The sequence below is a fragment of the Sphingomonas sp. CFBP 13714 genome (assembly GCF_014842205.1).
Taxonomy (GTDB): Bacteria; Pseudomonadota; Alphaproteobacteria; order Sphingomonadales; family Sphingomonadaceae; genus Sphingomonas; species Sphingomonas aerolata.
Window position 1 is genome coordinate 17,322 of sequence record NZ_JACYVG010000003.1, and the last position, 26,499, is coordinate 43,820.

At 67.1% G+C, this 26,499-nt stretch carries 20 protein-coding genes; 5 read left to right on the plus strand and 15 right to left on the minus strand.

Features of this window, described 5'->3' with window-relative positions:
- Positions 1–34 precede the first annotated feature (34 nt).
- Entirely contained in the window at positions 35–286 is a 252-nt protein-coding gene (locus IFT54_RS07905; RefSeq protein ID WP_037528446.1) for a hypothetical protein, read from the minus strand.
- Between the two features lie 258 nt (positions 287–544).
- Between IFT54_RS07905 and argJ the strand changes: the two genes are divergently transcribed.
- Positions 545–1,765 carry a bifunctional glutamate N-acetyltransferase/amino-acid acetyltransferase ArgJ gene (argJ, locus tag IFT54_RS07910; RefSeq protein ID WP_192070193.1) on the plus strand — a complete coding sequence of 407 codons (1,221 nt, stop codon included), beginning with the start codon at positions 545–547 and terminating at the stop codon, positions 1,763–1,765.
- A 60-nt stretch (positions 1,766–1,825) separates the two neighbouring features.
- Here the strand turns inward: argJ and trxA are convergent, their stop codons facing one another.
- The 7 genes from trxA to IFT54_RS07945 all read right to left on the minus strand — a co-directional run bounded on the left by trxA (position 1,826) and on the right by IFT54_RS07945 (position 13,135).
- On the minus strand, positions 1,826–2,149 hold the full coding sequence (gene trxA, locus IFT54_RS07915; RefSeq protein WP_031393340.1) for a thioredoxin TrxA: 324 nt from the start codon (positions 2,147–2,149) through the stop codon (positions 1,826–1,828).
- A 65-nt stretch (positions 2,150–2,214) separates the two neighbouring features.
- Positions 2,215–5,643: a double-strand break repair helicase AddA gene (addA, locus tag IFT54_RS07920; RefSeq protein WP_192070194.1), complete on the minus strand. Its 3,429-nt coding sequence runs from the start codon at positions 5,641–5,643 to the stop codon at positions 2,215–2,217.
- Positions 5,630–8,572: a PD-(D/E)XK nuclease family protein gene (locus IFT54_RS07925; RefSeq protein WP_192070195.1), complete on the minus strand. Its 2,943-nt coding sequence runs from the start codon at positions 8,570–8,572 to the stop codon at positions 5,630–5,632. The genes addA and IFT54_RS07925 overlap by 14 nt, the downstream gene beginning before the upstream one ends.
- The gene (locus IFT54_RS07930; RefSeq protein WP_031439047.1) at positions 8,565–9,320 is read right to left on the minus strand and encodes a nucleotidyltransferase family protein; all 756 of its coding nucleotides are present in this window, start codon (positions 9,318–9,320) and stop codon (positions 8,565–8,567) included. Before IFT54_RS07930 ends, IFT54_RS07925 begins: the two co-directional genes overlap by 8 nt.
- Entirely contained in the window at positions 9,317–10,285 is a 969-nt protein-coding gene (locus tag IFT54_RS07935) for an aminoglycoside phosphotransferase family protein (RefSeq protein WP_192070528.1), read from the minus strand. The genes IFT54_RS07930 and IFT54_RS07935 overlap by 4 nt, the downstream gene beginning before the upstream one ends.
- A complete protein-coding gene (gene tsaE / locus IFT54_RS07940; RefSeq protein WP_192070196.1) occupies positions 10,282–10,731 on the minus strand; it encodes a tRNA (adenosine(37)-N6)-threonylcarbamoyltransferase complex ATPase subunit type 1 TsaE in 450 nt (149 codons plus the stop codon). Before tsaE ends, IFT54_RS07935 begins: the two co-directional genes overlap by 4 nt.
- Before the next feature lie 43 nt (positions 10,732–10,774).
- Positions 10,775–13,135 (minus strand): PAS domain-containing sensor histidine kinase, encoded by a 2,361-nt coding sequence (locus tag IFT54_RS07945; protein ID WP_192070197.1) that lies wholly within the window; start codon positions 13,133–13,135, stop codon positions 10,775–10,777.
- 337 nt (positions 13,136–13,472) lie between these two features.
- Between IFT54_RS07945 and IFT54_RS07950 the strand changes: the two genes are divergently transcribed.
- Complete coding sequence (locus tag IFT54_RS07950) at positions 13,473–16,547, plus strand: TonB-dependent receptor plug domain-containing protein (RefSeq protein ID WP_192070198.1); 3,075 nt, start codon at positions 13,473–13,475, stop codon at positions 16,545–16,547.
- 136 nt (positions 16,548–16,683) lie between these two features.
- Here IFT54_RS07950 and IFT54_RS07955 read toward each other — a convergent pair whose 3' ends face one another.
- The 4 genes from IFT54_RS07955 to hisI are packed head-to-tail and all read right to left on the minus strand — an operon-like array spanning position 16,684 to position 19,837.
- The gene (locus tag IFT54_RS07955; RefSeq protein ID WP_192070199.1) at positions 16,684–18,486 is read right to left on the minus strand and encodes an acyl-CoA dehydrogenase C-terminal domain-containing protein; all 1,803 of its coding nucleotides are present in this window, start codon (positions 18,484–18,486) and stop codon (positions 16,684–16,686) included.
- Between the two features lie 3 nt (positions 18,487–18,489).
- Positions 18,490–18,942: a MerR family transcriptional regulator gene (locus IFT54_RS07960; protein ID WP_031396539.1), complete on the minus strand. Its 453-nt coding sequence runs from the start codon at positions 18,940–18,942 to the stop codon at positions 18,490–18,492.
- Positions 18,943–18,974: 32 nt separating this feature from the next.
- A complete protein-coding gene (locus IFT54_RS07965; RefSeq protein WP_244648724.1) occupies positions 18,975–19,478 on the minus strand; it encodes a hypothetical protein in 504 nt (167 codons plus the stop codon).
- Positions 19,475–19,837 (minus strand): phosphoribosyl-AMP cyclohydrolase, encoded by a 363-nt coding sequence (hisI, locus tag IFT54_RS07970; RefSeq protein ID WP_192070200.1) that lies wholly within the window; start codon positions 19,835–19,837, stop codon positions 19,475–19,477. Before hisI ends, IFT54_RS07965 begins: the two co-directional genes overlap by 4 nt.
- Before the next feature lie 133 nt (positions 19,838–19,970).
- Between hisI and purF the strand changes: the two genes are divergently transcribed.
- Entirely contained in the window at positions 19,971–21,428 is a 1,458-nt protein-coding gene (gene purF, locus IFT54_RS07975; RefSeq protein WP_037527979.1) for an amidophosphoribosyltransferase, read from the plus strand.
- Positions 21,429–21,444: 16 nt separating this feature from the next.
- Entirely contained in the window at positions 21,445–22,155 is a 711-nt protein-coding gene (locus IFT54_RS07980) for an SDR family NAD(P)-dependent oxidoreductase (RefSeq protein ID WP_192070201.1), read from the plus strand.
- 25 nt (positions 22,156–22,180) lie between these two features.
- Here the strand turns inward: IFT54_RS07980 and IFT54_RS07985 are convergent, their stop codons facing one another.
- From IFT54_RS07985 to IFT54_RS07995, 3 genes are read right to left on the minus strand one after another with little or no spacing between them, the layout of a single operon-like run.
- A complete protein-coding gene (locus IFT54_RS07985; RefSeq protein WP_192070202.1) occupies positions 22,181–23,428 on the minus strand; it encodes an SAM-dependent methyltransferase in 1,248 nt (415 codons plus the stop codon).
- 57 nt (positions 23,429–23,485) lie between these two features.
- On the minus strand, positions 23,486–24,850 hold the full coding sequence (locus IFT54_RS07990; protein ID WP_192070203.1) for a cryptochrome/photolyase family protein: 1,365 nt from the start codon (positions 24,848–24,850) through the stop codon (positions 23,486–23,488).
- Between the two features lie 9 nt (positions 24,851–24,859).
- Positions 24,860–25,789, minus strand: coding sequence for a histone deacetylase family protein (locus IFT54_RS07995; RefSeq protein WP_192070204.1), 930 nt, complete (start codon positions 25,787–25,789; stop codon positions 24,860–24,862).
- Positions 25,790–26,004: 215 nt separating this feature from the next.
- Between IFT54_RS07995 and IFT54_RS08000 the strand changes: the two genes are divergently transcribed.
- Positions 26,005–26,499 carry an RNA pyrophosphohydrolase gene (locus IFT54_RS08000; RefSeq protein ID WP_192070529.1) on the plus strand — a complete coding sequence of 165 codons (495 nt, stop codon included), beginning with the start codon at positions 26,005–26,007 and terminating at the stop codon, positions 26,497–26,499.

Below are 26,499 nucleotides of genomic sequence, written 5' to 3' on the forward strand. Positions count from 1 at the left end.
GTGGCCCGCAGGCCGAGAGATCAGGCGCGCGGCGCTATTCGCGCCGACGGTCTACCCAGATAGGGGCCGTGATGATCGCGACGACGGGCAGCGTCGCCGAGGTGGCAACGTCGTCGAGCGAGGCGAGCGCGGCGACCGGTCGTACCGCGACCTTTGCCACCGCCACCGCCGCGGTCTGCGCGCAAATGCTGCCCTGCGCCACTGCCTGTGCGGACTGCCCACGCACACCCGGCACCGCGCCGGTCAGCGCGGACAGGAGGGCAGAAAGGAGAAGCAGCAGGTTCATGCGAGACCGGCTGTATGCGAGCTTGCGCGTAAAATCTACCATTCGTCGGACGGAAGCACCCGGCGAACGCGCGGACGCTCGATCCGTAAGGGGACGGCGTCGTGCGTAGGAACGACGACCCTGACGGACGCTCGTCGACCGTCGACACGCGCAGATGTCATGCGATAGCCCCCAACCGCACGGGACACCGGTCGACGGGCGGCTGTCGGACGCAACCCGCGATCTTGCGGGCCGGACCGCAGCGACTATGAAGGCCGGATGCAGATCTCGCCGCTCGCCTTACCCTTCCCCGCCGCCCCTTTGATCGACGGGGTCGTGCCGCATGTCGCGCGTGCCGGCTACAAGCCCTGGGACCGGTGCGACCTGACGTTCGTGACGCTCGATCCGGGGACGGTCGTTGCGGGCGTCCTTACGCAAAGCAAATGTCCGTCGCCCGAGGTCGAGTGGTGTCGTGCGGCGCTGACGCTTGGGCAGGCGCGCGCGCTCGTCGTCAATGCGGGCAATTCGAACGCCTTCACTGGTGCGCGTGGCCGTGCAGCGGTCGAGGCGATCGCCGCACGCACGGCAGCGCATCTTGGCTGTCAGCCTTCGGACGTGTTCGTCGCCTCGACTGGCGTGATCGGTGTGCCGTTGCCGATCGACAAGGCCGAAGCAGGACTCGACGCCGCGTTCGCCGCCGCACCGTGCGGCTGGGAGGACGCCGCCGCGACGATCATGACCACCGATACATTTACCAAGGGCGCGGTGACGACCGCGGTGATCGGCGATCGGACCGTCACTTTGATCGGCATCATCAAGGGTTCGGGGATGATCGCGCCGGACATGGCGACGATGCTCGGCTTCATCTTCACGGATGCCGCGGTCGAGCCCGCGTTTCTCCAGGCCGCACTGTCCAAGGCCAATGCGCCGAGCTTCTCGTGCATCACCGTCGACAGCGACACCTCGACCAGCGACACGGTCCTCGCATTCGCGACGGGCAAGGCGGGCAACGCCCCGCTCGGCGACGACGACAGCATCGGCGCCGACGCGTTCCGCGCGGCGCTGGCCGATCTGTGCCATCAGCTCGCCCTGCTCGTTGTCCGCGACGGCGAAGGCGCGCAGAAGCTGATCGAGATCCAGGTGACCGGTGCGGACAGCGACCGCAGCGCCCACCGCATCGCAATGAGCATCGCCAACTCGCCTTTGGTCAAGACGGCGGTCGCCGGCGAGGACGCCAATTGGGGTCGTGTCGTGATGGCCGTCGGCAAGGCGGGAGAGCCTGCCGACCGCGACACATTGTCGATCCGGTTCGGCAATACGCAAGTGGCTGAGGGCGGGCTCGCGCTCAGCGGCTATGACGAGGTGCCCGTTGCGGATCATCTGAAGGGGCAGGACATCGAGATCGGCGTCGATCTAGCGCTGGGCGACGGTGCGGCCACGGTGTGGACCTGCGACCTGACGCACGGCTATATCTCGATCAACGCCGACTATCGAAGCTGAGCTCACCTCTAGCCGCCACCTCCAAAAAAGGCTGAGGTGGCGGTAGCGGCGCGTACCGTCTTAGGCGAGTTCGCCCTCGAGCCACGCCTTGAGCTGACCCTTGGGAGCCGCACCGACCTTTGTCGCTGCCGGGGCGCCGCCCTTGAACAGGATCATCGTCGGGATTCCGCGCACGCCATACTGACCCGGCGCATCGGGGTTCTCATCGATGTTGAGCTTGGCGATCGTCACCTTCTCGCCCAGTTCCTCGGACAGCTCCTCGAGGCTCGGCCCGATCATCTTGCACGGCCCGCACCATTCGGCCCAGAAATCGACGAGCACGGGGCCGTCGGCGTTCAGCACGTCGGCATTGAAGCTCGCATCGGTGATCTGCTTGGTCGCCACTGAAATATCTCCTTCGTTATACCGTAATCTAGGGTTCGGCTGCACGCGTCTCAACCGTCGACAGCCTAGCTTTGCTCCGTCATCGCATAGCGCGGCTTGTGCCTGTCGAGCATATCGGCCGATATCTCGATCAATCGGGGTGCCGCGGTGTACAGCAACGCCGCCTCGATCGTCCGCCCCGGAAAGATCACACGCAACGCCGCCGCATAAGCCGCCATCTGCTTGAGATGATAGTCCGGCACCTCGTCGAGCCCGCGCGGCGCACGCCGCCCGGTCTTGAAGTCGATCACCCGGATGGTCTCCGCGCCGATCAGCAGCCGGTCGACCGTTCCAGACACCACGATGCCGTCCGCCAGCGTGGCCGCGATCGGCGCTTCGGCAAGCGAGTCGATACCGAACAGGTCTGCGAAGCGCGGATCCTCGATCACGCCGATCGCGCTTGCTGCGATTTCCGCTCGCGCGGCGGGATCGAGAACGCCACCGGCCTGGCCGAGCCAGCGATCCGCCGCCGCCGCCCGCGAACCGCCGTCGACAGCGGGAAGGCGCTCGAGCAGCTTGTGGATCAACGCGCCGCGTTCGGCCGCAAGCCGCATCTCAGGAGTCGGCGGCGGGTCGGACACCGCATCCTCGCCGAGCGCGGACGGTGACAACGGGCGCGACGGTCGTGATTCCTTCGGTGCCGCGTGCCGGGCCCAGTTGGGTATCGTCTGGGACGGCACGGCCACGTCGTTAGCAGCGGGCTTGACCGGTACCGGAGACTCCGTCCCGTCGCCGACGAAGACCCGCTCGCCCTCCGCGTCCGGCACGCCCAACGCCGTCAGTGCACGATCCGCAGCGCCATACCAGCTCGTCACCGGCGCAACGCCCTGCGCCCGCGTACCGAGCGCGCCCGCGATGACCAGACGTTCCTCGGCGCGGGTCGCCGCGACATAGAACAGCCGCCAATGCTCCTCCAGTTCGCGCCGCTCGGCTGCCGTCACCACCGCATCGAGGGGGCCACCCCGCTCGCTGCTGCGCGGACGGAACACCGGCAACGGGGCGACCATCTTCTCGGGAGTCCATTTCAGGATCGATCGCGGTGCGGCGGCGGGATCGGCGGTCGCATCGGCGAGGATCACCAGCGGTGCCTGCAGGCCCTTGGCGCCGTGCGCGGTCATCACGCGCACTAAGTCGAGCGGTGCCGACGGATCGCGGACGATGTCGACATCGCCGCGATCGAACCAGTCGAGAAAGCGCTGCAGCGACGGTGTCGTATTGCTCTCGAACGTCAGTGCAGCATTGAGCAGTTCCTCGATCGGATCGCGCGCTTCGGTCCCCAGCCGCAGGATCAGCTTGCGCCGTCCGTCGAGCGGCCCGGACAGGAGCTCCTCCAGAAACTGATATGGCGTTGCGATGTCCGCACGAGCGAGCATCGCGAGCAGCGGCGCAAGGCGCTCGGCGGACTGCGTCCGCTGAAGATGTCGCCACAACGGGCCGGCCTCACGTGGCGCCGCCGCCATCAGCTCGTCCTGCGTCCAGCCGATCAGCGGCGAGACGAGCAGCGATGCCAGGCTCAGATCGTCTTCCGGCTGCAACACGAAGCGGATCGTCGCGAGAAGATCCTGGACGGCGAGCGGTGCGTTCAAGCGCAGCCGGTCGACACCCGCGACGGGCACGCCCTCGGCATAAAGCCGCGCGACGATCAGCGACGCGAGATCGCCGCGCCGCTTCACGAGGATCATCACATCCTCGGGGCGGAGCCGTCGCCCCTTGCTCTCGAGCATCAGCCCATCGGGCGCGAGCCAGCGTCGGACCGCCTTGGCGATATCGCCCGCGAGCTTGCGGACCGCATCGTCGACCCAGCCCTCCTCGTCGTCCTCGCTCCCCCCTGCGATGACCGTTGGCCACAGCGTCACGCTGCCCGGGCCCTTGACCTCGCTCGCATGGACCTCGAGCTCGCCGATCGCGCCAAGCCCCGGCTCGCCCGCCGCGGCGACCGCGGCATCGACGAACGTGAGGATCGGCCGGGTCGATCGGAAGGAGTGGGTCAGCGACAGCCGCTCGAGCGGCAGGCCCCGCTCCGCCTCCGGCCATTCGTCGTCGCCCGCAACCTCGAGCGCACGCCGCCCGAAATGCAGCTCTGCGGCGGCGAAGTTGAACGGGTCGGTCCCCTGAAAGCCGAAGATCGCCTGCTTCCAGTCGCCGACCGTGAACAGCGTGCGCGTCGACGGGGCATAGATACCGCGCCCGACGAAGAATTCGTCGGCCAGCGCCCGCACGATCCGCCACTGGTCGGCATTGGTGTCCTGCGCCTCGTCGATCAGGACATGCTCGGTCGCCTGATCGAGCTTGTAGCGAACCCATTCGCCAATGCCGGGCTGGTCGAGCAACGCCACGGTCGTCGCGATCAGATCGTCGAAATCGACCCCGCCGACGCGTCGTTTCGCGAGTGCATAGGCACGCGCATAATCGCGCCCGACCTCCAGCCCATCCGCGAGAAGATCGGCATAAGCCACGCGCTGGATCATCGATGCAATATCTGCACAGGCCGCGCCGACATCCTGTGCCAGGATCTCATAGTCAGGTTCGAGGTCGATCAGCTTCTTCTGCGCCTTGCGCGGCTCCCCCTTGGCCGTCAGCACGACGCCTGCGAGGTCGGGAAGCATAGCCGCACGGTCCGGCGACGCGAGCCACGCCTCAACCGTGGCCGCCTGCTTCAGGCCGGTCGCGGTTCCCCACGCCCGGTTGGCCGCGCCGATCCGCGTGATGGCATCGATATCCAGCGCCTCGCACCAGTCCGCGACCGCCTCGTCGATATCGCCGGCGGGCAGCTCGAGCGTCCGGCGCAACCAGGGCCGGATACCGGACGGCAACGCCTCGAGCGCGGGCAGCGCGCGGGCGCAGGCCATCAGGAACCCCTCGGCACCGCCCTCCCCCATCCGCAGGGACAAGCGGCCGACGATCTCGACGGGACGCTCCCGCCCCTCACGCTCGGCGTCCGCGAGCATCCCCGCCAGCGCCTCGCGTGCAAGCCCGGCTTCCTCGCGCGACTCCAGAGGGCGAAAACCCGGCGTCAGCCCGGCTTCGACCGGAAACGCCGCCAGCAGGCCCTGACAGAAACCGTGGATCGTCTGGATCCGCAACCCGCCCCCCGGCGCGTCGAGCACCTTGGCGAACAGCGTCCGCGCACGATCCTGCAACGCTTGGTCGGGCACCTCCCCCAGGGCGATCAGGTCGGCACCCAGCGCGGGGCCGGGCATCCGCACCCAGGCGGCGAGCCGCCCGTTGATCCGCTGCGCCATTTCGGCCGCACCCGCCTTAGTGAAGGTCAGGCACAAGATCGCACCCGGATCGACGCCGCGCAGCAACAGGCGAAAAACACGCGCCGCGAGAACCTGGGTCTTGCCGGTTCCCGCCGATGCGGACAGCCAGACATGGGCGCGGGGGTCACTAGCTGCGGCCTGTGCGCCCTTGAGCCGGGGTAAGGTGCGGAGCTCGCCGCTATTCACGGCCATACCATTCATCCCGGCGCATCAGCTGGTCATATTCGGCATAAGGCGCATATTCCGGTACCAGCTTGGCGGTGAAGGCGGCGCTGCCGGTCAGCCAGTTTCCCGCGACCTCGGTGAAGTTGTGCGCCGCCGTCGCGGTGAATTCCGCGGTCGGGATCTTGTCGCGCTTGCCCTCGGGATCAACCGGACTCTCGACATAGCCAAACGCATCGCGCTTCTTGCCAAGCGACCAATATTCGAACGCACCCGTCTTGCCCGCGACATCGGCAAAGCCGCCGCGCTCGGCGATCAGGCCGAGCAGCCCCAGCTGCAGACTATAGCCGGCGCGCACCGCGGTCGCCGAGGGCGGCTTGCCGGTCTTGTAGTCGATGATCGCCAGCTCGCCGCCGGGCAGCCGGTCGACACGGTCGTACCGTCCGCGCAGCGTCACCCCCGCAATCGCGATCTCGCCCTTGCCTTCCGCACTGGCGACGACCCGGCCATCGACGGCCTGCGCCGCGATCGTGCCCGCGATCCAGTCGATCGCCTCGAGCAGCCGCGGCTGCCAGAGCGCGCGCATCATCGGGTGCGTCCGCTCGTCGCGCAGCATCGCCTCGGCCCGCGGCCGCAATGCATCGATCGCGCAGGCGTCGTGCTTCCACCATTGCTCGAGAATGTCGTGAACCGCGGTGCCACGCCACGCCGCGCTCGGATCCGCATCGACCGGGTCGAGCGGCATCAGGCCGAGCACCCTGCGGGCATAGAAGGCGTAGGGGTCGGCCTTCAGCCGGTCGACCTCGGTCACCGAAATCAGCCTTGGCCGCAGCGCAGCGATCGGCGACGGTGCCGGACGGTCGGAGGGCCGGTGCGCCCGCGGATCGTCGAGATCGCGTGTCCACGCCTCGAGCGCCTCGGCGCGTTCGAACCTATCCCCCGCAAGCGCCTGCAGTCGCAGCCAGAGCCGCGACGCCAATGCTGGCGACTTGGCGTCGCGGCGCGCGCGCGTGACGATCGCCCGCGGCGCGCCAAGCGCCTGGGCGAAATCATGCGCTGACGTCCCCACCTGCCGCTCCAGGCCCGGCAGCCCGAGTTCGGCGCGGATCCGCGGCGCAAGCCACGGATCCGGCGCGGGACGCCCCGGCCACATGCCTTCGTTCAGTCCGCCCAGGACCATCAGGTCGGCGGTCTGCAATCGCGCCTCGAGCAGACCATAGATCGCCAGACGCGGATGCGCGCCCTGCAATGGCCGCACCGCAACCTCGTCGAGCAAGGTCCGCAAGAGCTGCGCAAGTTCGCTTGGGTCGACAAGCGGCGGGCCGGCATCAGCCTCGATTTCGAGATCGGCAAGGCATTGCGCCGCGGCCCGCCCCGCGGGGCCGGCCCAGAGTTCATCGCCGCACAGCGCCGCGGCCGTCTCGCGAACGGTCGCCAGCAACGGGCCGAGCGGCTGGGCGCCGCGTTCGAATACCGTGGCGATCGGCGTCAGCAGCGCTTGCGCCTCCGGCCACCAGCGCTTCGCCGTTCCGGCGCGCAGATGCACATCGACAGCATCGAGCCCCGCGGCGGGCCGCGGTCCGCGCAACGCGCGATCGAGCGCACGAACGCCGTCGAGCCACCCCAGCCGGGTATCGCCACTGCGGACCAGCGGGTGCTTCAGCAACGCAAGCAAGGCGAGCGGTGCGAAACGCTGTGCCGCAGCCTCGACCAGCGCGAGAATGAGGGTCCCGGGCGGGAGGATCGACAAGGGCCGGCCCGCGCTGTCGTCGATCAGGATCTGCCAGCGTCCAAGATGCGCCGCGACACGCCGCGCCAGTGCGCGATCGGGCGTGACGAGCGCCGCTGTCCGTCCCGGCTCCTCCAGTACGCCGCGCAGGGCCAGTGCGATCGCCTGCGCCTCCTCGGCGGGGGTTGCCAGTTCGGCGACCGTCACCCCCTTCAGGCGGCGGTCCTCCGCGCCCAGCCGGGTCCACTTTCCCGTGAAGTCGGCGGGGGCCAGTGCATTGGCGATAGCGCGGCTTCGGGTCGTGTCGGCGTCATGGCCACCGCCCTCGCGCCAGGTCGTGACCTCGGCGCGCCCGACGCCCATGCGTTCGAGCAGGAGCTTCAGATGAAATTGCGGATGCGTTTCGATCGACCGCCGCGTCAGCCCGGTATCCGGGTTCCGCGGGTGGGGTCCCAGCGCATCCCATTCCTCGTCGGGCAGGTGCAGATCGAGATCCGCGAACACCACCATGCCGCCGGGCAGGTCCGCGACGCAGCGCAGCGCGCGCGCGACCGACGGCGCGGAGTCGGTAACGCCTGCGGCGCATACCAGCCCGGCCGGCGGCGCCGCGCGCCATCGCGTCACCAATCTGTCAAGCAGCGCGGCGCGCCGGGTCGCCGCGTCGATCCGCCCCAGGCGGGCCAGCTCGCCCGGCCATCGCTGCAGCACGACGTCGAACGTCGACAATGCGCGCTGCCAGTGTTCGGTCAGTTCGGGACCGAGTTCGATCTCGTGCAGGCGCGTCGGCGCAACCTCCTCGACGAGCAGCTGGTCGAGCGTCTTGGCGAGTTCGCCGGCAAGTCGGACCGCCTCGGCCGCATCGATCGGATGCCCCCCACGCCGGCGTTCTTCCGACACCAGCCGCGCAAGGATCATCCGCCGCTGATAGGGCGGCACCGCTGGCAGCGGCGGATCGGCATCGTCCGCCGGATCGAGCGCGGCGCCGACCGCTTCGCCCAGCCCCGTGTCGCCCAGCGCGATCATCCGCGGCAGAACCAGCCCCCCGCCGCTCGCCCGCACGAACGCATCGGTCACGGCCCGGATCGCGCGGTTGTTGGGCAACAGGATCAGCGCGCGGGCGAGCGCCAGCGGATCCTGCCCTGCCCGCCGGAGCAACCCCGCGACCAGCGCATCGGCAAAGGCGCGATGGGCGGGGATGGTGTAGAGGGTCGGCCCCGTCCGTTCAGCCACCGGCCAGGATCGCCTCGGTCTTCGGAATCGCGCCAGGGGTGCCAACGTCAAACCACAGGCCCTGATGGACCTGGCCAAATGCCCGACCCGCAGCGATCGCACGGTCCCAGAACAGGTTCGTCGAAAACGGTCCCTCGGGCCAATCCGCGATGACGCGCGGGTGGAGAATCTGGATGCCCGTAAAGGCAAAGGGTGCGACCCGCCCCGGCTTGCGTCGTCCGGTGATCCGCCCGTCCGCCGCGAGATGGAAGTCGCCCGGACCGCCGTGATTGTGGGCGCGGGCGAGCGGCACCATCAGCAGCAGCGCATCCATCGTCGCATCGTCCCAGCGCGACGCGAGCAGGCGGATCGCGTCGACCGGTCCGTCGATCCAGAGATTGTCGCTGTTGACCACCAGAACCGGCGCATCGCCGAGCAGGGTACGTGCCTGAACCAGCCCGCCGCCCGTCTCCATCAACCGGCGACGCTCGTCCGAAATCACGACCTCGATATCGGGGTAACGATCGGTGACATGCGCCTGCAGCGTATCCGCCAGATAGTGGACATTGACCACCGCGCGGGCGATCCCGGCACGCTGCAGCCGATCGAAGACATGGTCGATCAGCGCCTTGCCGGCTACTTCGACCAGCGGCTTGGGGCGCGTCGCGGTCAACGGCCGCATCCGCTTGCCGAGCCCGGCCGCCATCACCATCGCCGTCTCGGGCACCGTCCCGCGCGGGATCGGACGGATCATGCGCTGGCCGCTCATGCCGCCAACGCCAGCGGGTCGCCGCGCAATGCGGCCGGCACATTGGCATCGAACCAGGCCGCGACCGGCGCCATCACCGGCTGGGCCAGGTCACGCTCGAGATAGGTCCAGACCCGGGGACACAAGGTCGGGTAGCGCGGCTTGCCGTCGCGCTTCCACAGCCGCGTGAAGATGCCGAGGATCTTGGCGTTCCGCTGCGCGCCGAGCACGTGATAGGCGTTTAGGAAATCGTCACCGACACCCGTCGCTTCGCGGTAGCGCGCGAGCATCGCTGCCTCGACCACCGGATCGACGTCGCGCCGTGCGTCCTGCAACAGCGACACGAGGTCATAGGCCGGGTGCCCGGCGAGCGCGTCCTGGAAATCGAGCAGGCCGAGCGCTCCGTCCGGTGCGAGCAGCATCAGGTTCTCGGCATGATAATCGCGCAGGACGGTGACGGGGTCGGTCGCGATACCGTGATCGAATACGGCGTCCCATGCCGCATGCCAGCCCGCCCGGTCCGGGACGATCCCGATTGCCGGGCAATACCAGTCGACGAACAGCGCGGCCTCGCGCGCTAGGACGCCACGGTCATAGGGTGCGAAGGGTCCGGCCGGGTGCGCGTGAAGACGTCCGAGCAGGTCGATCGCGGGCGCGTAGAGCGCCATGCCCTCGTCGGACGATGCGTCGATCGCCTCGCGCAACCGATCATCGCCAAAATCCTCGATCAGCACGAGTCCCTGCGTCAGGTCGCTCGCGAGGATCGCGGGTGCCCGGAACGTCCGCTCGACCAGCCACTGTGCGACCGCGATGAACGGGCGCGGGTCTTCATGTGGCGGCGGCGCGTCCATCAGGATCGCGTGGTGCGGCCCTGCGACAACGCGGAAATAGCGACGGAACGAGGCATCCCCCGCAACCGGCAGGAGCGTCGCCCCCGCCCAGCCATGAGCGTCGAGAAATGCGGCGGCGCCCGCCGGGGGTGTCATATCGGCCATCGCCGCGTCCAACCCTCCGGCACTCTGGCTGTCAAGCCGCGCGTGCCGTCCGGTTCGATCGTGAGGTCGAGCCGAAGCGCGTCCGGCCAATAGTCTGGCCCCGCCCGCTCCGGCCATTCGACGATCAGAACGGAATCATACCGCGCGTCGTCAAGCGCAAGCTCGACGATCTCGTCCGGATCGTCGATCCGGTACAGATCGACATGGAGCACGGGCAGACGCACCTCGGGGGGTGCATAGGGCTGGACGATCGCGAAACTCGGCGATGGCGCTTCGCCGACCAGACCGAGCGCCGCCAGCAGCCCGCGTGCCAGGCTCGTCTTACCCGCGCCGAGCGTCCCCGTCAGCGCAATCACGTCACCCGCCTTGACGTGCGCTGCCAGTTTCGCGCCGAACGCCTCGGTCGCGGCGGGATCCTCTAGCCGCAGCACCGTCATGCGATCGAACCCGGCCAGCGTGCGTGTCTCTTCAAGGCGATGATCATCTCCGCGGCAGTTCGACCGTGATCAGCGTGCCGTTTCCGGGTTCGGATACGAGATCGATCGTGCCGTTATGCGCCTCGACGAACTGCTTGGCGAGCGGCAGCCCGAGCCCGAGCGCACGATCCCCGATCGTCTTGGATTCGGCGAACCGGTCGAACGCATGCGCGACACCTTCCGCGCTCATCCCCGCGCCGTCATCCGACACGACGATCCGCGCATGCGTCGCATTGCCGTCGGCGTGCAGAAGGATTCGTCCCCCCTCGGGCGTACCGGCCACCGCGTGACGCAGCAGATGCTCGACGATCTCGCGCAATCGCTTGGGATCGCCGCAGATACGCCCGGTCGAGCGCCCGATCTCGATCGCAAAGTCGAGCTTGCGGCGCCGCGCGGTAGCCTGGATCGAGCCTGCCGCAGCTCGGGCGACCACCGCCAGCTCGACATCGGTTCGCACCATCTCGGTGCTCTCGCTCTCAGTCCGGGTTAGATCGAGCACGTCGTCGACGAGCAGCCCGAGCCGCTCGACCGATTCGAGAATAGCCTCGAGATACCCCCCGGCCTGTTCGCTCATCGGCCCGGCATAGCCACCGTGCAGCATCTCGGCGAAACCACTGATCGACGTCAGCGGCGTCTTAAGTTCATAGCTCATGTTCGCGACGAACGCCGTCTTCACCTTGTCCGCCGCCTCGAGCGCGTTCGCTCGTTCGCGCAGGGCCTGCTCCGCACGCCGGCTGTCGCTAATGTCGAGCATCGTGAACAATGCGTTGCCGTCGGGCAGCGGGACGCCCGCAAATTCGAAATGCCGGCCGTCGGCAAAGGCGACGCGGCCCCCGCGCTGCTGCCGTCCGGCGGTCGCCGATCGCACGAGATCGGGGATCAGCGCCGACCGGTTGGGCGTCATCAACTTGCCCGCCGCCGCATCCGCAAAGACGTCGACACGCGGATGGCCGGCAAGGAATTCCTCCTCGAGGCCCCAGAGCACCCTGAACCGGTTGTTCCACAATTGCAGCCGCCCATCTGCAGCGAACACGCCAAGTGCCTCGAACAGATTGTCGAAGGTGGCGGTACGGACGCGAAGCAGCGTGTCGCGCGCGCTGGCGAGCTGGACATGCTCGGTGCGATCCTCGAAGATCAGCAACAACCCGCCATCGGGCAAGGGCTGGGCGACGACGCGCAAATGCGTACCGCCGCGCAGGTGCCAGATCTCCTCGCTCGCGCCGCCGTTCGGCATGGTCCCGGTCTGCATGAACCATGCGCGACGCTCGGCCTTCCATGCCGGAAAGTCGCGGACCTCGGGGAGCCGGTCCGCTTCGCGCATCCGTTCGAGCACGCGGTCGAATTCGGGACGGTCGGCGAGCCACTCCGCCCGCATCGCGAACATCCGCCGGAACGGCTGGTTGCAGAAGACCAGGCCGCGGTCGCCACCGAACTGCGCGACTCCCGCCGACAGCCGGTCGAGCATCGCCCGCTGCGCCTCGGCAAAGCGCTTGGCACCAGAGCGCGCCTGCTCGAGATCCTCGATGTCGATTGCAAAGCCCGCCACCCCGCCGGTCGGCAGCGGCACGTCATAGATCTGAAGCGAACGGCGGGCACCATCGATCGTCGCGGGCAGGACCTGCTGGTGCGGCCGCCCCTGCTCGCGCGCAGCGGCGGCACCCGCCAGCGGCCCGCCGCGCCCCGATCCCTCGACAAGTTCGAGGCCGCGCGCGACCACGTCCTGCGCATCCTGGCCCTCGACCGCCGCGACATAGGCGGAATTGACCATCGACAGCCTGAGATCGCGCGCCCGGTACCACATCGGCAGCGGCGCGGCTTCGATCAGCCCGGTCAGCGCGTCATAGGCGGCACCAAGCCGCGCCGTCTCGGTGCCGAGGCGCTTGATCTCGGACTCGCTGTCCGTTGCATCGAACGCCCAGATCAGGATGCTGCCGGTTGCCCCCATCGCGCCGGGTGCGCGCGCGCCGCGTAACGTGATGGCCCGCGTCGAACCGACGGGGCGGACGGCACGGACGAAGGGCCGGCCCGAACGCTGTGCGGCGGTCACATCGGCGGTCAGCGCGGCAGCATCCTCGGGTGAGAGCCCGGATTCCTCACCCGCCAGATCCATCAGATAGCGTGGCGCCGGAATACCCAGCCAGTCCGCCATGCGCTGCGGCATCTCCACTCGTCCATCCGAGCGGACGACCGTCGCGACGGCCGGCGACCCATCGAGCAACGCGCGCATCGTCGCATTCTCGGCGAGGGTCGTCGCGACACCGGCGCGCGCGCGCAATCCCAGGAACAGCAGCAGGCCGCCGAGCCCGAGCAGCAGCAGCGTCGCAACGCCGGCCAGAACGGTCGCCCATGTTCCGGGGACCGTCATGTCCCGGAGACACTCTTTGCAACGAGATCGGGAAACACGGTAACCGCCATGGCTCCGTCTACGCCAACAGCGCCCTCCGGGGGAAGACGGCGATCGGGAAATTGCATGCGGCTGATCGGGCGCCTCGCCTGCGCGCTTGGCGGCTCCGGCACGTCAGCCCGAGGCGCTGGAATCCCAATCCCTCCAGACTGTTGCAAGGATGAAACACATTGTAAAAAAACGATCCTATTCGTCTCAATCGAGTGGATCGGGCCGCGCCGCGCGGCCTAACGGCGGCGCATCGACGAAGGTCAGCGGCTTTGCCCCTTCGTCGGAATGTTTCAGTCGAGAGTATTAAATGACCCCAGTCTATCGTCGCAGTCTGCTCGCCACGAGCCTCCTCGTTGCGGTTTCCACGCTCCCCGCTGCCGCACAAACCGCGCCGGCGACGCCTGCGGCCACGCCCGAGGCAGCCGCTCAGGCAGAGGCTTTGGAGCCGGCAACCCCGACCCAGACCGCGACGGATCAGAACCCGCAGGGTGCTACAGAAGCGCCGGCAGGCGAGATCGTCGTGACCGGCTCGCGCATCGCATCGCCGTCGGCCACCGCCGCCTCGCCGCTCCAGAGCGTCGGCATCGCGCAGATCCAGCAGGCCGGCGCGATCAACGTACAGGACGTCCTGCTCCAGAATCCGGCATTCGGTACGCCGGGCGTCAGCCGCACCAATTCGAGCTTTGCGACGCAGGGCGCGGGCGTAGCGACGGTCAATCTGCGCAACCTTGGCGAGGACCGCACGCTGGTCCTCGTCAACGGCCGCCGCTTCGTCTCGGGCCTTCCGGGCAGCAGCGCGGTCGATCTCAACGTGATTCCGACGCAGTTCCTCGAGCGCGTTGACGTCCTGACCGGCGGCGCGTCGGCCGTCTACGGGTCCGACGCGGTCGCGGGTGTCGTCAACATGATCTACAAGACGAAGTTCGACGGCATCCAGCTCGACGGCCAGGTCGGCATGTCGCAATATGGCGATGGCTTCGACCGCCAGGTCAACGCGCTGGTCGGCAAGAACTTTGCCGATGGCCGCGGCAACATCATGCTGTTCGGTGGTTATTCGAAGCAGGGCACCGTGCTGAAGCGCGACCGCTACACCGAAGCGGGCTCGAGCGCGGTCGATTCGACCAGCCGCGGCGCCTATGTGACGGATAACGACGCTGATCTGTTCACCCCAGAGCGGCCATATCTCTCGGGCTTCGCACCGCAGGGTCGTTACTATGCCGGCGACAGCACCTTCACCTATGGGCAGGACGGCGCGCTGCGCAATTGCGCGTCGGCCAATGGCACCGCTGGCTGCGTCAACGCCGATGGCACTGTCGCAGGCCCGGACGGTTTCAACCGGTCCGACTTCCGCTACCTCGCGGTACCGGTCGAGCGCTACGTTGCCGCCGGCCGCGCGAACTTCGAAGTATCGCCCGCACTCAACCTGTTCGTCGAGGGCAACTATGCCAAGACCAAGGTGAGCACGGTCATCGAGGCGTTCCCGCTTGACTCGACCTTCAGCAACCCGCGCAATTCGGGCCAGATCCCGATTGAGACAATTGTCGGGGGTGTCCTTTACCGTAATCCGTTTGTCCCCGACGCTATCTACAATAGCGCGATTGACACCCCGATTGGTAACACGGGTCAGGGTGACGGTTTGAAGGACATCTATTTCGACCGCCGCCTCGCCGATTTCGGCCCGCGCACGAGCCGTGTCAGCCGCGACCTGTTCCGCATCGCGGGCGGGGCCAATGGCAAGTTCCTCGACGACCGCTTCAACTATGAAGTATACGGCGTTTACGGCCAGACCAAGGAAGACCAGGTCGGGACCGGCCAGTTCAACACCGCGAACTTCTTCCAGGCGCTCAATTCCTATCGCGATCCGGCGACCGGCCAGATCGTCTGCGCCGACCCCGCTGCGCGCGCGGCCGGTTGCGTCCCCGCCAACATCTATGGCGCGGGCGCGCTCGCACCGGCGGCCGGCTATCTCGCCGTGCCGACCACGCTCAGCACGAAGGTCACGCAGACGGTTGCCGGCGGTAACGTATCGGGCAAGCTCTTCTCGCTGTTCGGCGCCGACCCAATCGGCTTCAGCGTCGGCACCGAATATCGTCGCGAGAGCAGCCGCAACGATTTCGATCTGCTCACCCAGCAGGGCCTGAACGGCAACAACGCCCTGCCATCGACGGCAGGACGCTTCCATCTCTGGGAAGGGTTCGGCGAAGTCGTCGCGCCGATCATCCAGGACAAGCCGTTCTTCCAGTCGCTGAGCGTCCGCGGCGCGATCCGCGTCTCCGACTATTCGACCGTCGGCACCACCTACAGCTACAATTTCGGCGGCGAATGGGCACCGGTCGAGGATATCCGCTTCCGCGTGATGCAGGCGCGGTCGGTGCGTGCGCCGAACATCAACGAGCTGTTCCAGGCTCCGCAGCAGAATTTCCCAAGCGTCAACGATCCCTGCATCGGCGTGACCGCGGCGACGGCCGGAACGCTCGGCACGACCTGCCGTGCCGCGTCCGGCGTGCTCGCCAACATCGCGGCGAACGGCGGCGCGTTCGCCGCGAACCAGGCCGATATCCAGGGCGTCACCAGCTTCGAGGCGGGCAATCGCAACCTCCAAGAAGAGAAGGGCGATTCCTTCACCGCGGGCGTGGTGATCAACCCGCGTTCGGTCCGAGCGCTGCGCAACCTCGTCGTCACGGTCGATTACTTCAACATCCGGATCAAGGATGCGATCGTCCAGACGCCGCTGCAATACATCGTCAACCAGTGCTACCAGCAGGGCAATTCGGATTATTGCAGCCAGATCACGCGCCGTGCGGCCGCGCTCGGGCCGAACAGCGCCGGGTCGCTCGACCAGCTGACGACCAGCTTCCTCAACAGCGGTGGCGTCAAGACCCAGGGCATCGATACGGTCATCACCTATCGCCAGGATCTGGCCGATATCGGTCTTGCGGGCATGCTGGGCCTGCGAGGCTCATACACGCATCTGATCTCGGGCTACACGGTGCCCCTGCCCGATGCGGATCGTGACTATTTCGCGGGTGAGATCGGTGCGTCGCGCGACCGGTTTACGACGAACCTGTCCTATGACATCGATGGTGTCGGCTTTACGACGACGGGCACCTGGATGAGCCAGGCAAGCCTTGACGACCAGTTGACCGGCGCCCGCCCGGGTACCAATCCGCTGTACCGCGTCCGTCCGCAATTCTACCTGGACTCGCAGATCCGCTTCCAGACGAACGACGGCTTCGAATTCTACATCGGCGGGTCGAACCTGCTCAATAACAAGCCGCCCTATCTCGCCGATATCGGCGCGTCGGCCGGCCAGGATACCGATGCGGGCACTTATGATCCGCTCGGCCGCCGCTATTATGCAGGTGTCCGGATCAACTTCTGATCCCCGGACACATCGTACCTCAGGAGGGGAGCCGGCAACGGCTCCCCTTTTTTGTCCGAGCGACATGGACAAAAAAGGGCGCGGGCAGCGGGAGGATATCCGGATGCCCGCGCCCTTCACGCCTTGAGGATGGCGATCACGCCGCCATGAACATTTCCGGCGGCAGCGCCATCAGCGACTCCGCGCCACCCTCGATCTTGCGACGCAGCGCGCCCGCATCGGGCAGGATCCGCTCGGCATAGAAGCGCGCGGTGATCAGCTTCGCGTCGAGGAACGCCGCCTCGCCCTCACCGGCCGCCTTCAGCTTGGTGGCGGCGACCGCCATCCGTAGCCACATAGCGCCGACCGCGACGATCCCCATCAGATGCATGTAACTGACCGCACCCGCGCCGACATTCTCGGGGTTCTTCATGCCGTTCGCCATGAACCACATCGTCGCCGCCTGAAGCTGGCCGTTCGCCTTTTCGAGCGCTTCGGCAAAGCCCGCGGTAGCTGCATCGCCCTTCGCGGCAGCGACGTCGTCCGCGACCAGCTTGAAGAACGCTTGGATCCCGCGGCCACCATTCTGCGCGAGCTTGCGGCCGACCAGATCCATCGCCTGCACGCCATTGGTGCCCTCGTAGATCATCGCGATCCGCGCATCGCGGACATATTGCTCCATGCCCCATTCGGCGATGTAGCCATGACCGCCATAGACCTGCTGCGCGTTGGTCGCGATCTCATAGCCCTTGTCGGTGCCATAGCCCTTGATGACCGGGGTCAGCAGGCTGATCACGTCGCCCGCCAGCTGACGCTCTTCCTCGGTCGTGGCGTTATGCTCGAGATCGCCCTGCAGCGCGGTCCACAGGATCAGCGCGCGCAACCCCTCGGTCATCGCCTTGCCTTCCATCAGCATGCGTCGAACGTCGGGATGGACGAACAGCGAGTCGGCCTTCTCCTGCGGCTCCTTCGGCCCGGTCAGCGCGCGGCCCTGGCGACGGTCCTGCGCATATTGCACCGCATTCTGGTACGCGACCTCGGCCACACCCAGCCCCTGAAGGCCGACGCCCAGACGCGCCGCGTTCATCATGATGAACATCGCGGCGAGGCCCTTCATCTCCTCGCCGACGAGCCAGCCGGTCGCCGAGTCATAGTTCATCACGCAGGTCGAGTTGGCGTGGATCCCCATCTTGTGCTCGATCGACCCGCAGGTGACGCCGTTGCGATCGCCGAGCGAACCGTCTTGGTTGACGAGGACCTTCGGCACCACGAACAGCGAGATACCCTTCGAGCTGTCCGGCGCGCCCGGCGTCTTGGCGAGGACAAGGTGGATGATATTCTCGGTCAGGTCATGCTCACCGCTCGAGATAAAGATCTTCGTGCCGGTGATCGCATAGGACCCGTCCGGCTGCGGCTCGGCCTTGGTGCGGATCAGGCCCAGATCGGTGCCGCACTGCGGCTCGGTCAGGTTCATCGTCCCGCCCCATTCGCCCGACACCATCTTCGGCACGTACATCGCCTTCTGCGCGTCCGATCCCTTGGCGACCAGCGCGGCGATCGCGCCATGCGTCAGACCGGGATACATCGCGAACGCCATGTTCGACGAGATCATGTATTCCTGGAAAGCGGTCGAGACGACGTGCGGCATCCCCTGCCCGCCATATTCGGGCTGGTTGCCAAGCGTCGCCCAGCCGCTCTCGACATATTGCTTGTACGCCTCCTTGAAGCCGTCGGGCGTCGTGACCGATCCGTCCTCGTGGCGGGTGCAGCCCTGCTGATCACCCGACAGGTTGAGCGGGAACAGCACTTCGGCGACGAACTTGCCGCCCTCTTCCAGCACCGCATCGACAACGTCGGGGGATGCCGCATCGAAGCCCGGCAGGTTGCTGTAGCGGTCGAGACCGACGACCTGTTCGAGGACGAAGCGCGTGTCGCGGACGGGGGGCGTGTATTGGGGCATGGTCTATCCTTGCTGGTCGTTGGCGCGGCCGACTTCGAGAAGGGCCACGAAATTGGTAAGCTCATCGATGGCGGCGTCGATATCCCGCTTCTGCGCGGTCAGGAGCGCGATCCGCGACTGGCTGCGCTCGATCACGACCTGACGCTGCGCACGACGCCCGTCGCCGACGTCGTAAAGGTCGATCATCTCGCGGATCTCACCGAGGCTGAAGCCGACACGCTTGCCGCGCAGGATCCATGCGAGCCGTGCGCGGTCACGGTGCGAGTAGATACGCTGCGTGCCGCGGCGCTCGGGCGCGATCAGCCCTTCGTCTTCGTAGAAGCGAAGCGCGCGCGCGGTCACGTCAAACTCGCTCGACAGATCCGATATCGTGAAATGGTCGCGATCATGCCGCGGTTCGATCACCGCATAGGATTCGGGAGATGCCCGTTCTGCCGGGGATGCTCTGGTCGCCATGCCGGAACATTTAGCTCTCGTTTACGTCAACGTCAATCTCGGCATAGAAATTTGCCCGCCTTCGAGCGCAGCGTGGCCGCCTCGGACCGCGACTCGCTCAACCGATCGACCGTCACCGCGGCAAGCGAGGCACGTCCCGCACACAGCGCTTCGCACGCTTCGGGCATGTCGGCGGGGAACGTGATGCGATCCCCGTCGAACCGCGCATCGAATGCGCATTTGCCGAACGTCATCTGCAGCCGCTCGCCGGAGCGCTCGACTGTCCCCGATGCGGCGCAGCTCTGAGCTTCGCCGTAATCGACGCTGACGCCGATCCGGCTGACCCGCTCGGTCCCGATGATGCAGATCCGGTCGGTATCGCGCGCCCAGGAGCCCTGAAGCGCGGCACCGGGATCACCAACGATACCCGCGCTCCGCGCCGCCGACTCGAGCCGCGAACCGGGCGTGCTTTCGGTATTGGTGATGCTGGTCGACGCACCGTCGCATCCCGCCAGCAGCGACAGCAGGAGCATGAGCCCGCCACGCCTGTGGCTCATTCGGCGGTCACCAGGCCATCACCCTCTATACGCCGGTAAAAACAGGTACGTTCGCCGGTGTGGCAGGTCGGACCCGCAGCATCGGCGATCACCCATATCGCGTCCTGGTCGCAGTCGATCCGGAGTTCGGCGACGCGCAGCACATTGCCCGACGTCTCCCCCTTGCGCCACAAGGCCTGCCGGCTCCGCGACCAGAAATGCGCTTCTCCGGTCGCCTGGGTCTGCGCCAGCGCGTCGGCATTCATGTGCGCCACCATCAAGACATCGCCCGACACGCGGTCGGTGACGACCGCCGTCAGCAGGCCGGAGGAATCGAATTTCGGATCGAGCGTCAGGCCCGTGTCGCGGCTGTGTGTCATGCCCGGGGACATACCAGAAAGCGGGCGCGAAGCGACGCGAGAGATCAAACCCATTGCGCAATGTTATTACAAGGAGGCGACAAACGTGTGAACCGCGACTATAGGGCATGCTCCGCACGACGTGAGACCCGGCATGCTGACCACAAACCCTTATGATGACGACAAACTCCGTGAAGAATGCGGGGTGTTTGGCGTCTCGGCCACCGACGGCGCGGCGGCGCTCGTCGCCCTGGGCCTCCATGCGCTGCAGCATCGCGGCCAGGAAGCCGCCGGCATAACGACGTTCGATGGGGCGCATTTCCATACACACCGCGCGATGGGGCATGTCGCCGGGAACTTCGATCGCGACGACGTGATTCGCGCACTGCCGGGCACGGTCGCCTGCGGTCATGTCCGCTATTCGACGACGGGCGAGACCGCGCTCCGCAACGTCCAGCCGCTGTACGCCGAGTTGTCGACGGGCGGTTTCGCGATCGCGCATAACGGCAATATCTCAAACGCGATGCGGCTGCGTCGCGAGCTCGTCCGTCGCGGCTCGATCTTCCAGTCGACCAGCGATACCGAGACGATCATCCATCTCGTCGCGACCTCGAACTATCGCACCCTTCTCGATCGCTTCATCGATGCGCTAAAGCAGGTCGAGGGTGCCTATTCGCTCATCGTGATGACGCCCGAGGGGATGATCGCCTGCCGCGATCCGCTTGGCATCCGGCCGCTGGTCATGGGCAAGCTTGGCGACGCGGTGATCTTTGCGTCCGAGACGGTCGCGCTCGACGTCGTTGGCGCAACCTTCGTCCGAGCGGTCGAGCCGGGCGAACTCGTGATCGTCCAAGGGTCCGAAATCCGCTCGATCCGCCCGTTCGCGCCGATGGCGGCGCGGCCGTGCATCTTCGAATGGGTCTATTTCTCGCGCCCCGATTCGATCGTTGATGATCATTCGGTCTATTCGGTGCGGAAAGCGATCGGGGCTCAGCTCGCGATCGAATCGCCGGTCGATGCCGATCTCGTCATCCCGGTCCCCGATTCGGGCACACCCGCGGCGATCGGCTATGCCCAGCAGTCGGGGATTCCGTTCGAGCTCGGGATCATCCGCTCGCATTATGTCGGTCGCACCTTCATCTCGCCGGGCGACAAGGTCCGCCATCTCGGTGTGAAGCTGAAGCACAATGCCAACCGTGCACTGATCAAGGGCAAGCGCGTCATCCTCGTCGACGATTCGATCGTCCGCGGCACGACCTCGCTCAAGATCGTCCAGATGATGCGCGAGGCGGGCGCGGCCGAAGTCCATATGCGCATCGCCAGCCCGCCGACCCGCCACTCCTGCTTCTACGGAGTCGACACGCCGGAACGCGCCAAGCTGCTCGCAGCCAAGCTCGATCTGGGCGGCATGACGGGCTTCATCCACGCCGACAGCCTCAACTTCATCTCGATCGACGGGCTGTACAAGGCGCTCGGTGAGGCGAAGCGCGCGGATATCCGACCGAAATATTGCGATGCCTGCTTCACCGGCGATTACCCGACCACGCTGACCGATCACGACGAAGGTGCCGAGGTTGATCAGTTCGCGATGCTCGCCGAACGCGTCATCTGAGAGGCCTGGAGCTAGAATGACCGACAAGCCTCTCGAAGGCCGGCTTGCGCTGGTCACCGGTGCAAGCCGCGGCATCGGCGCCGCCACCGCGATCGCGCTCGCTGCAAAGGGCGCGCATGTGGTTCTGACCGCGCGCACGCCGGGCGGCCTCGAAGAGGTCGAGACGGCGATCCACGACGCCGGCGGGTCCGCGACGATTGCGCCGCTTGACCTCGCCGAGAGCGAAGCGATCGGCCGGCTCGCAAGTGCGATCGGGGATCGCTGGGATGCGCTCGACATCCTCGTGCTGAATGCGGGCATGCTGGGATCGCTGTCGTCGGTCCCGGCGATCGATCCGAAGGAAATGGCGCAGGTCCTCACGCTCAACGTCAGCGCGCAGGCGGCGATGATCGCCGCGTTCGATCCGATGCTGAAGAGGGCGAAGTCGGCGCGCGTGATCGGCGTCACGTCGAGCGTCGGCCGCAAGCCGCGCGCTTATTGGGGGCTCTACGGTGCCTCGAAGGCGGCGTTCGAGACGCTGCTCGGCGCTTACGGGGACGAGATGGCCGAGATCAGCGGCATCCGCACCGCGATCGTCGATCCCGGCGCGACCCGCACGAAGATGCGCGCACGCGCCTATCCGGGCGAGGATCCGAACTCGGTCAAGGATCCGCAGGTCGTCGCCGACCGCATCGTCGCGCTGGCTGTCGACGGGTTCGCACCCGGGCATTTCGAGCGCGTCGCCTAAATCCCGCCCCTTGCGGGGCGGACTATCAGCGTCGCTTCACCAGCGTCACCTGTGCGACGTCGATACCGCCACCGCGGAACCCGCCCTCGCAATACATCAGGTAATAGCGCCATAGCGCGATGAACTTCGCGTCGAGCCGTGCCGGCAGGCGGCCCTGCGCGACGGCGGCGTCGAACGCGACCCGCCAACGCCGGCATGTCTCGGCATAGTGCAGCCCGAAGCTGCGTTGATCCTCCCACGTCAACCCGCGCGCCTCCGCCAGAGCGCGGAACCGCGGCTCGGACAGCAGCATGCCGCCGGGAAACACGTAGCGCTGGATGAAATCGACGCTCGTCGAATAGGCATCGAAGATCGCATCGTCGATCGTGATATATTGAAGCGCTGCACGGCCGCCGGGTTTCAGCGCTCTTGCGACCGCGTCGAGATAGGCCGGCCAATAGGCCTCACCCACCGCCTCGACCATTTCGATACTGGCCACCGCGTCATAGGTGCCGACGACGTCGCGGTAATCGGTCAGCGAGACGGTCACCCCGGTCAGCCCTGCCTCGGCCATCCGCGCGTCGACCTGTCGCTTCTGCTCGGTCGACAGAGTGAGGCCGTGCACGTCGACACCGGACTGCGCGGCGAGGGTCGCGAAGGACCCCCAGCCGCAGCCGATCTCGAGGATCCGGTCACCGGGCTGCGTACCCGTCCTGTCGAGGATGGCCTGGAGCTTCGTCGTCTGGGCGCGCTCGAGCGGTTCGGCCTCGCTGATCGGCTCGGCAAACAACGCGCTCGAATAGGTCAGGCTGGGATCGAGCCACGTCTCGTAGAAATCGTTGCCCAGATCATAGTGCGCGGCGATGTTGCGCCGGGATCCCGTGCGGTGGTTGCGCCGCATCCAGTGCCACGTGCGCGCCGAGAGTCGCGCAATCCCGCCCGATCGCGCCGTTCGGCCCAGGGAGATACGGTTGCGCATGAACAGATCGAACAGCGGAACCGGATCTGGGCTCGACCAGTCGCCCACAGTCCAGCCTTCATACCAGCCGACCGATCCGGCCGTCGCCAGCCGCACCAGTGCGCGCCAGCGATGGACGGTGACGACAGGCATCGGGCCGGGTGCACGTCCTCCCAGCAAACGGCGGGTGCCGTCGGGCAAGCTCGCCTCGATACCGCCGCTTTCGAGCCCCGCATCGATCCGGTCGAGCAGGCGGTGGAATATCGGCGCTGTCAGGCGTGCTGCACTGGTTGCGCGCCCTGTAGCGGCGTCGTCAAAGGCATGGGCGGCGGTCATCGCGGCGCTCCATGCAACAGCGCCGTCACCTAGGAAAGAGGCGCGTGCCAAAAGGCGTCAGCGCGCGTGCCGCCCGGCCTCCAGCGCGCGCTCGCGTGCCTCGCGGTGACCGATGATCTTGGCGGGATAGTCGCGCGGCCGGCACCCGGACTCGTCCGGGTCGTGGATCGCGTCGCCCGTAACCCCGGCGAGTTCCGGCACCCATTGGCGGATATAGTCGCCCGCATCGAACTTTTCCGACTGCGACAGCGGCGCCATGATCCGGCCGAACATGTTCGAATCGACCCCCGTGCCCGCGACCCATTGCCAGTTGACCGAATTGTTGCCGTAATCCGCATCGACCAGGCAGTCCCAGAACCAGCGTTCGCCCTCGCGCCAGTCGAGCAGCAGATGTTTGACGAGGAAGCTCGCGGTGATCATCCGAACGCGATTGTGCATCCAGCCCGTCGCCCAGAGCTGCCGCATCCCTGCATCGACGATCGGATAGCCTGTCCGACCGGTCTGCCAGGCCTTCAGATCGGACGCCGCCGCCTTGCCGGTGCGCCATGGCAACGCATCGAACGCCGGCCTTCCGTTGCGGCGGCCATAATCGGGGAGCGCCAGCACCACGCCTTGCGTGAAATCACGCCACGCCACTTCCTTGCGGAACGTCGTGACGCCGTCGCCGTGCCCCGAGACGGCATGCCAGACCTGGCGAGGACTGATCTCGCCAAAATGAAGATGCGGGGACAACCGGGACGTCCCCTCGGTCGAGGGTATGTTGCGGTCGTGGTCGTAATCGTCGGCGACGTCCGCGAACCGCGCCACCGCCTTCCGCGCGGCATCCTCGCCGGGGCGCCAGTCGGAAAAGCCACCCGACCAGTCCGGTTTGGTCGGCAACAACTTCCAGCTCTCCAGTGCGTCCGATTCGGGCCACGTCTCCGGCGCGTCGATCTTGCGCGGCATCGCCACCGGTTCCGGCGGCGGCATCATCTGCGACAGTGCTTTCCAGAACGACGAATAGACGCGGAACTGCCCGCCTGCTCCGGTCGTCACGCTCTCGACCCGGGCAAGCTGGTTGCCATCATGGAGGCAGATCGCGTCGCCGAGCGCATCCTCGGCCTTGCGCCACCATGGCTCGTACTGGCGTGTCGCGAACACCCGCTCCGCGCCCGTCTCCGTCATCAGCGATCGCAGCGTCGCAACCGCATCGCCGCGCCGCAGGATGAGGCGGGAGCCCTTTTTGTCGAGCGACTTGGCGAACGCCTCAAGGCTGTGATGGAGCCACCAGCGCTGGGCACCACCGATCGCCCAGTCGCCGGGCGCGTCGTCATCGAGGATATAGACGGGGATCACCGGCCCTTCCTGCGTAGCGGCGACGAGCGCCGGGTGATCATGCAGGCGAAGGTCCTGGCGAAGCCAGAGAAGTACGGGTGTTGTCATCGCCTGCTGCTACACTTTGGAGGCCGTTGCGGTTCCCTTGGCATCCTCGAATGCCGCACCAAGTGTCATGATCGCAGTGACATGGCGCTCGGCAATGGCGAGCGCATCGTCGCCATAGCCGCCGCCGACGGTGCTCGCCAGCGGGATGCCGCGCTCGATCGCCAGCCGCGCGATCAGGCGTTCGCGTCGTACCAGTCCGTCGAGCGTCAGCGACAGCCGGCCGAGCCGGTCTCCTGCAAAGGGATCCACCCCGGCCTGATACAGGATCAAGTCCGCGCCAAAGGAATCGAGCAACGGGACCAGCGTCTCTTCCAGCGTCGCCAGATACTGGTCATCGTCGACGCCGTCAGGCAGCGGTACGTCGAGCGTCGACTGCGCTTTTCGCACCGGAAAGTTCTTGTCCGCATGGATCGAATAGGTGGCGATTCCCGGCCGGCCCGCGAGCAGCGCGGCTGTGCCATCGCCCTGATGGACGTCGCAATCGACCACCAAGACCCGCTCGACACTGCCCTCCTCGATCAAGCGGACCGCAGCAACGGCGAGATCGTTGAACACGCAATAGCCCGCACCCGTATCGGCAAGCGCATGGTGACTGCCGCCCGCGGTGTTGGCGGCAAAGCCGTGGCGCAGCGCGAGCACCGCAGCGACCCAGGTGCCGTCGGGAACGATCGCGGCGCGGCGGGCAACGGCGGCGCTGACCGGAAAGCCGATCCTGCGTTCCTTCAAGGGCGGCACGCGGGCTTCGAGAACCTCGGCGACATAGTCCGGCTCATGGACCGCCTCAAGCCATTCACGCGGCGTCGCGCGCGGCTCGTGCCAGGCAACCGCGCTGCCATGCGCGCGCAGCAGATCGCGGATGAGCCCGTTCTTGTTCCAGCGATAGGTCGACCGGGCGGGCGCCGGGGTCACATAATCGGGATGGTGGACGACATGGATCATCGCGACCGACCGTACGATTGATCCGCGCCGATCGCCGACGGCGCGGACAAACCCCGCCACTTCACCAAGGTCCGCCTCATCCCCCTGCTCCTATCATACGCGACCACCATGTCCTTCGCTCAACGCGGAGTCCTTTCGGAGGATGCATGATCGCGTGGCGCGGCTCGACCGTCTTCGGGCTTGCAGACGGTCGGGAAACACTCGAATGGGCAGGGATGACCGATCCGACCACCCTGCCCTATCGTCCCTGCGCGGGCATCATGCTGATCAACGGGACAGGCCGGGTGTTCGTCGGCCGCCGCAGCGACTCGACGCTCGACGCGTGGCAGATGCCGCAGGGCGGGATCGACCCCGGCGAGGACCCTGAGACCGCGGCCCTGCGCGAACTGGGCGAGGAAACCGGGGTGTCACCCGACAAGGTCACGCTGATCACGCAGGCCCCGGGTGAGTTCGTCTACGATCTTCCCGCCGAACTTCTCGGCAAGGTCTGGAAGGGCCGTTGGCGCGGCCAGCGGCAGCGCTGGTTCCTCTACCGCTTCCACGGCGATGACGGGGATATCGCGATCGACACCGAGCATGCGGAATTCGATGCCTGGCGCTGGATCGACCCCGCCGAACTCCCGGCAGTGATCGTCCCGTTCAAGAAGCGCCTGTACGAGGAGGTACTGGCCGCCTTCGCGCCACATCTCGGCGCAAGCGGACCGCGCTGA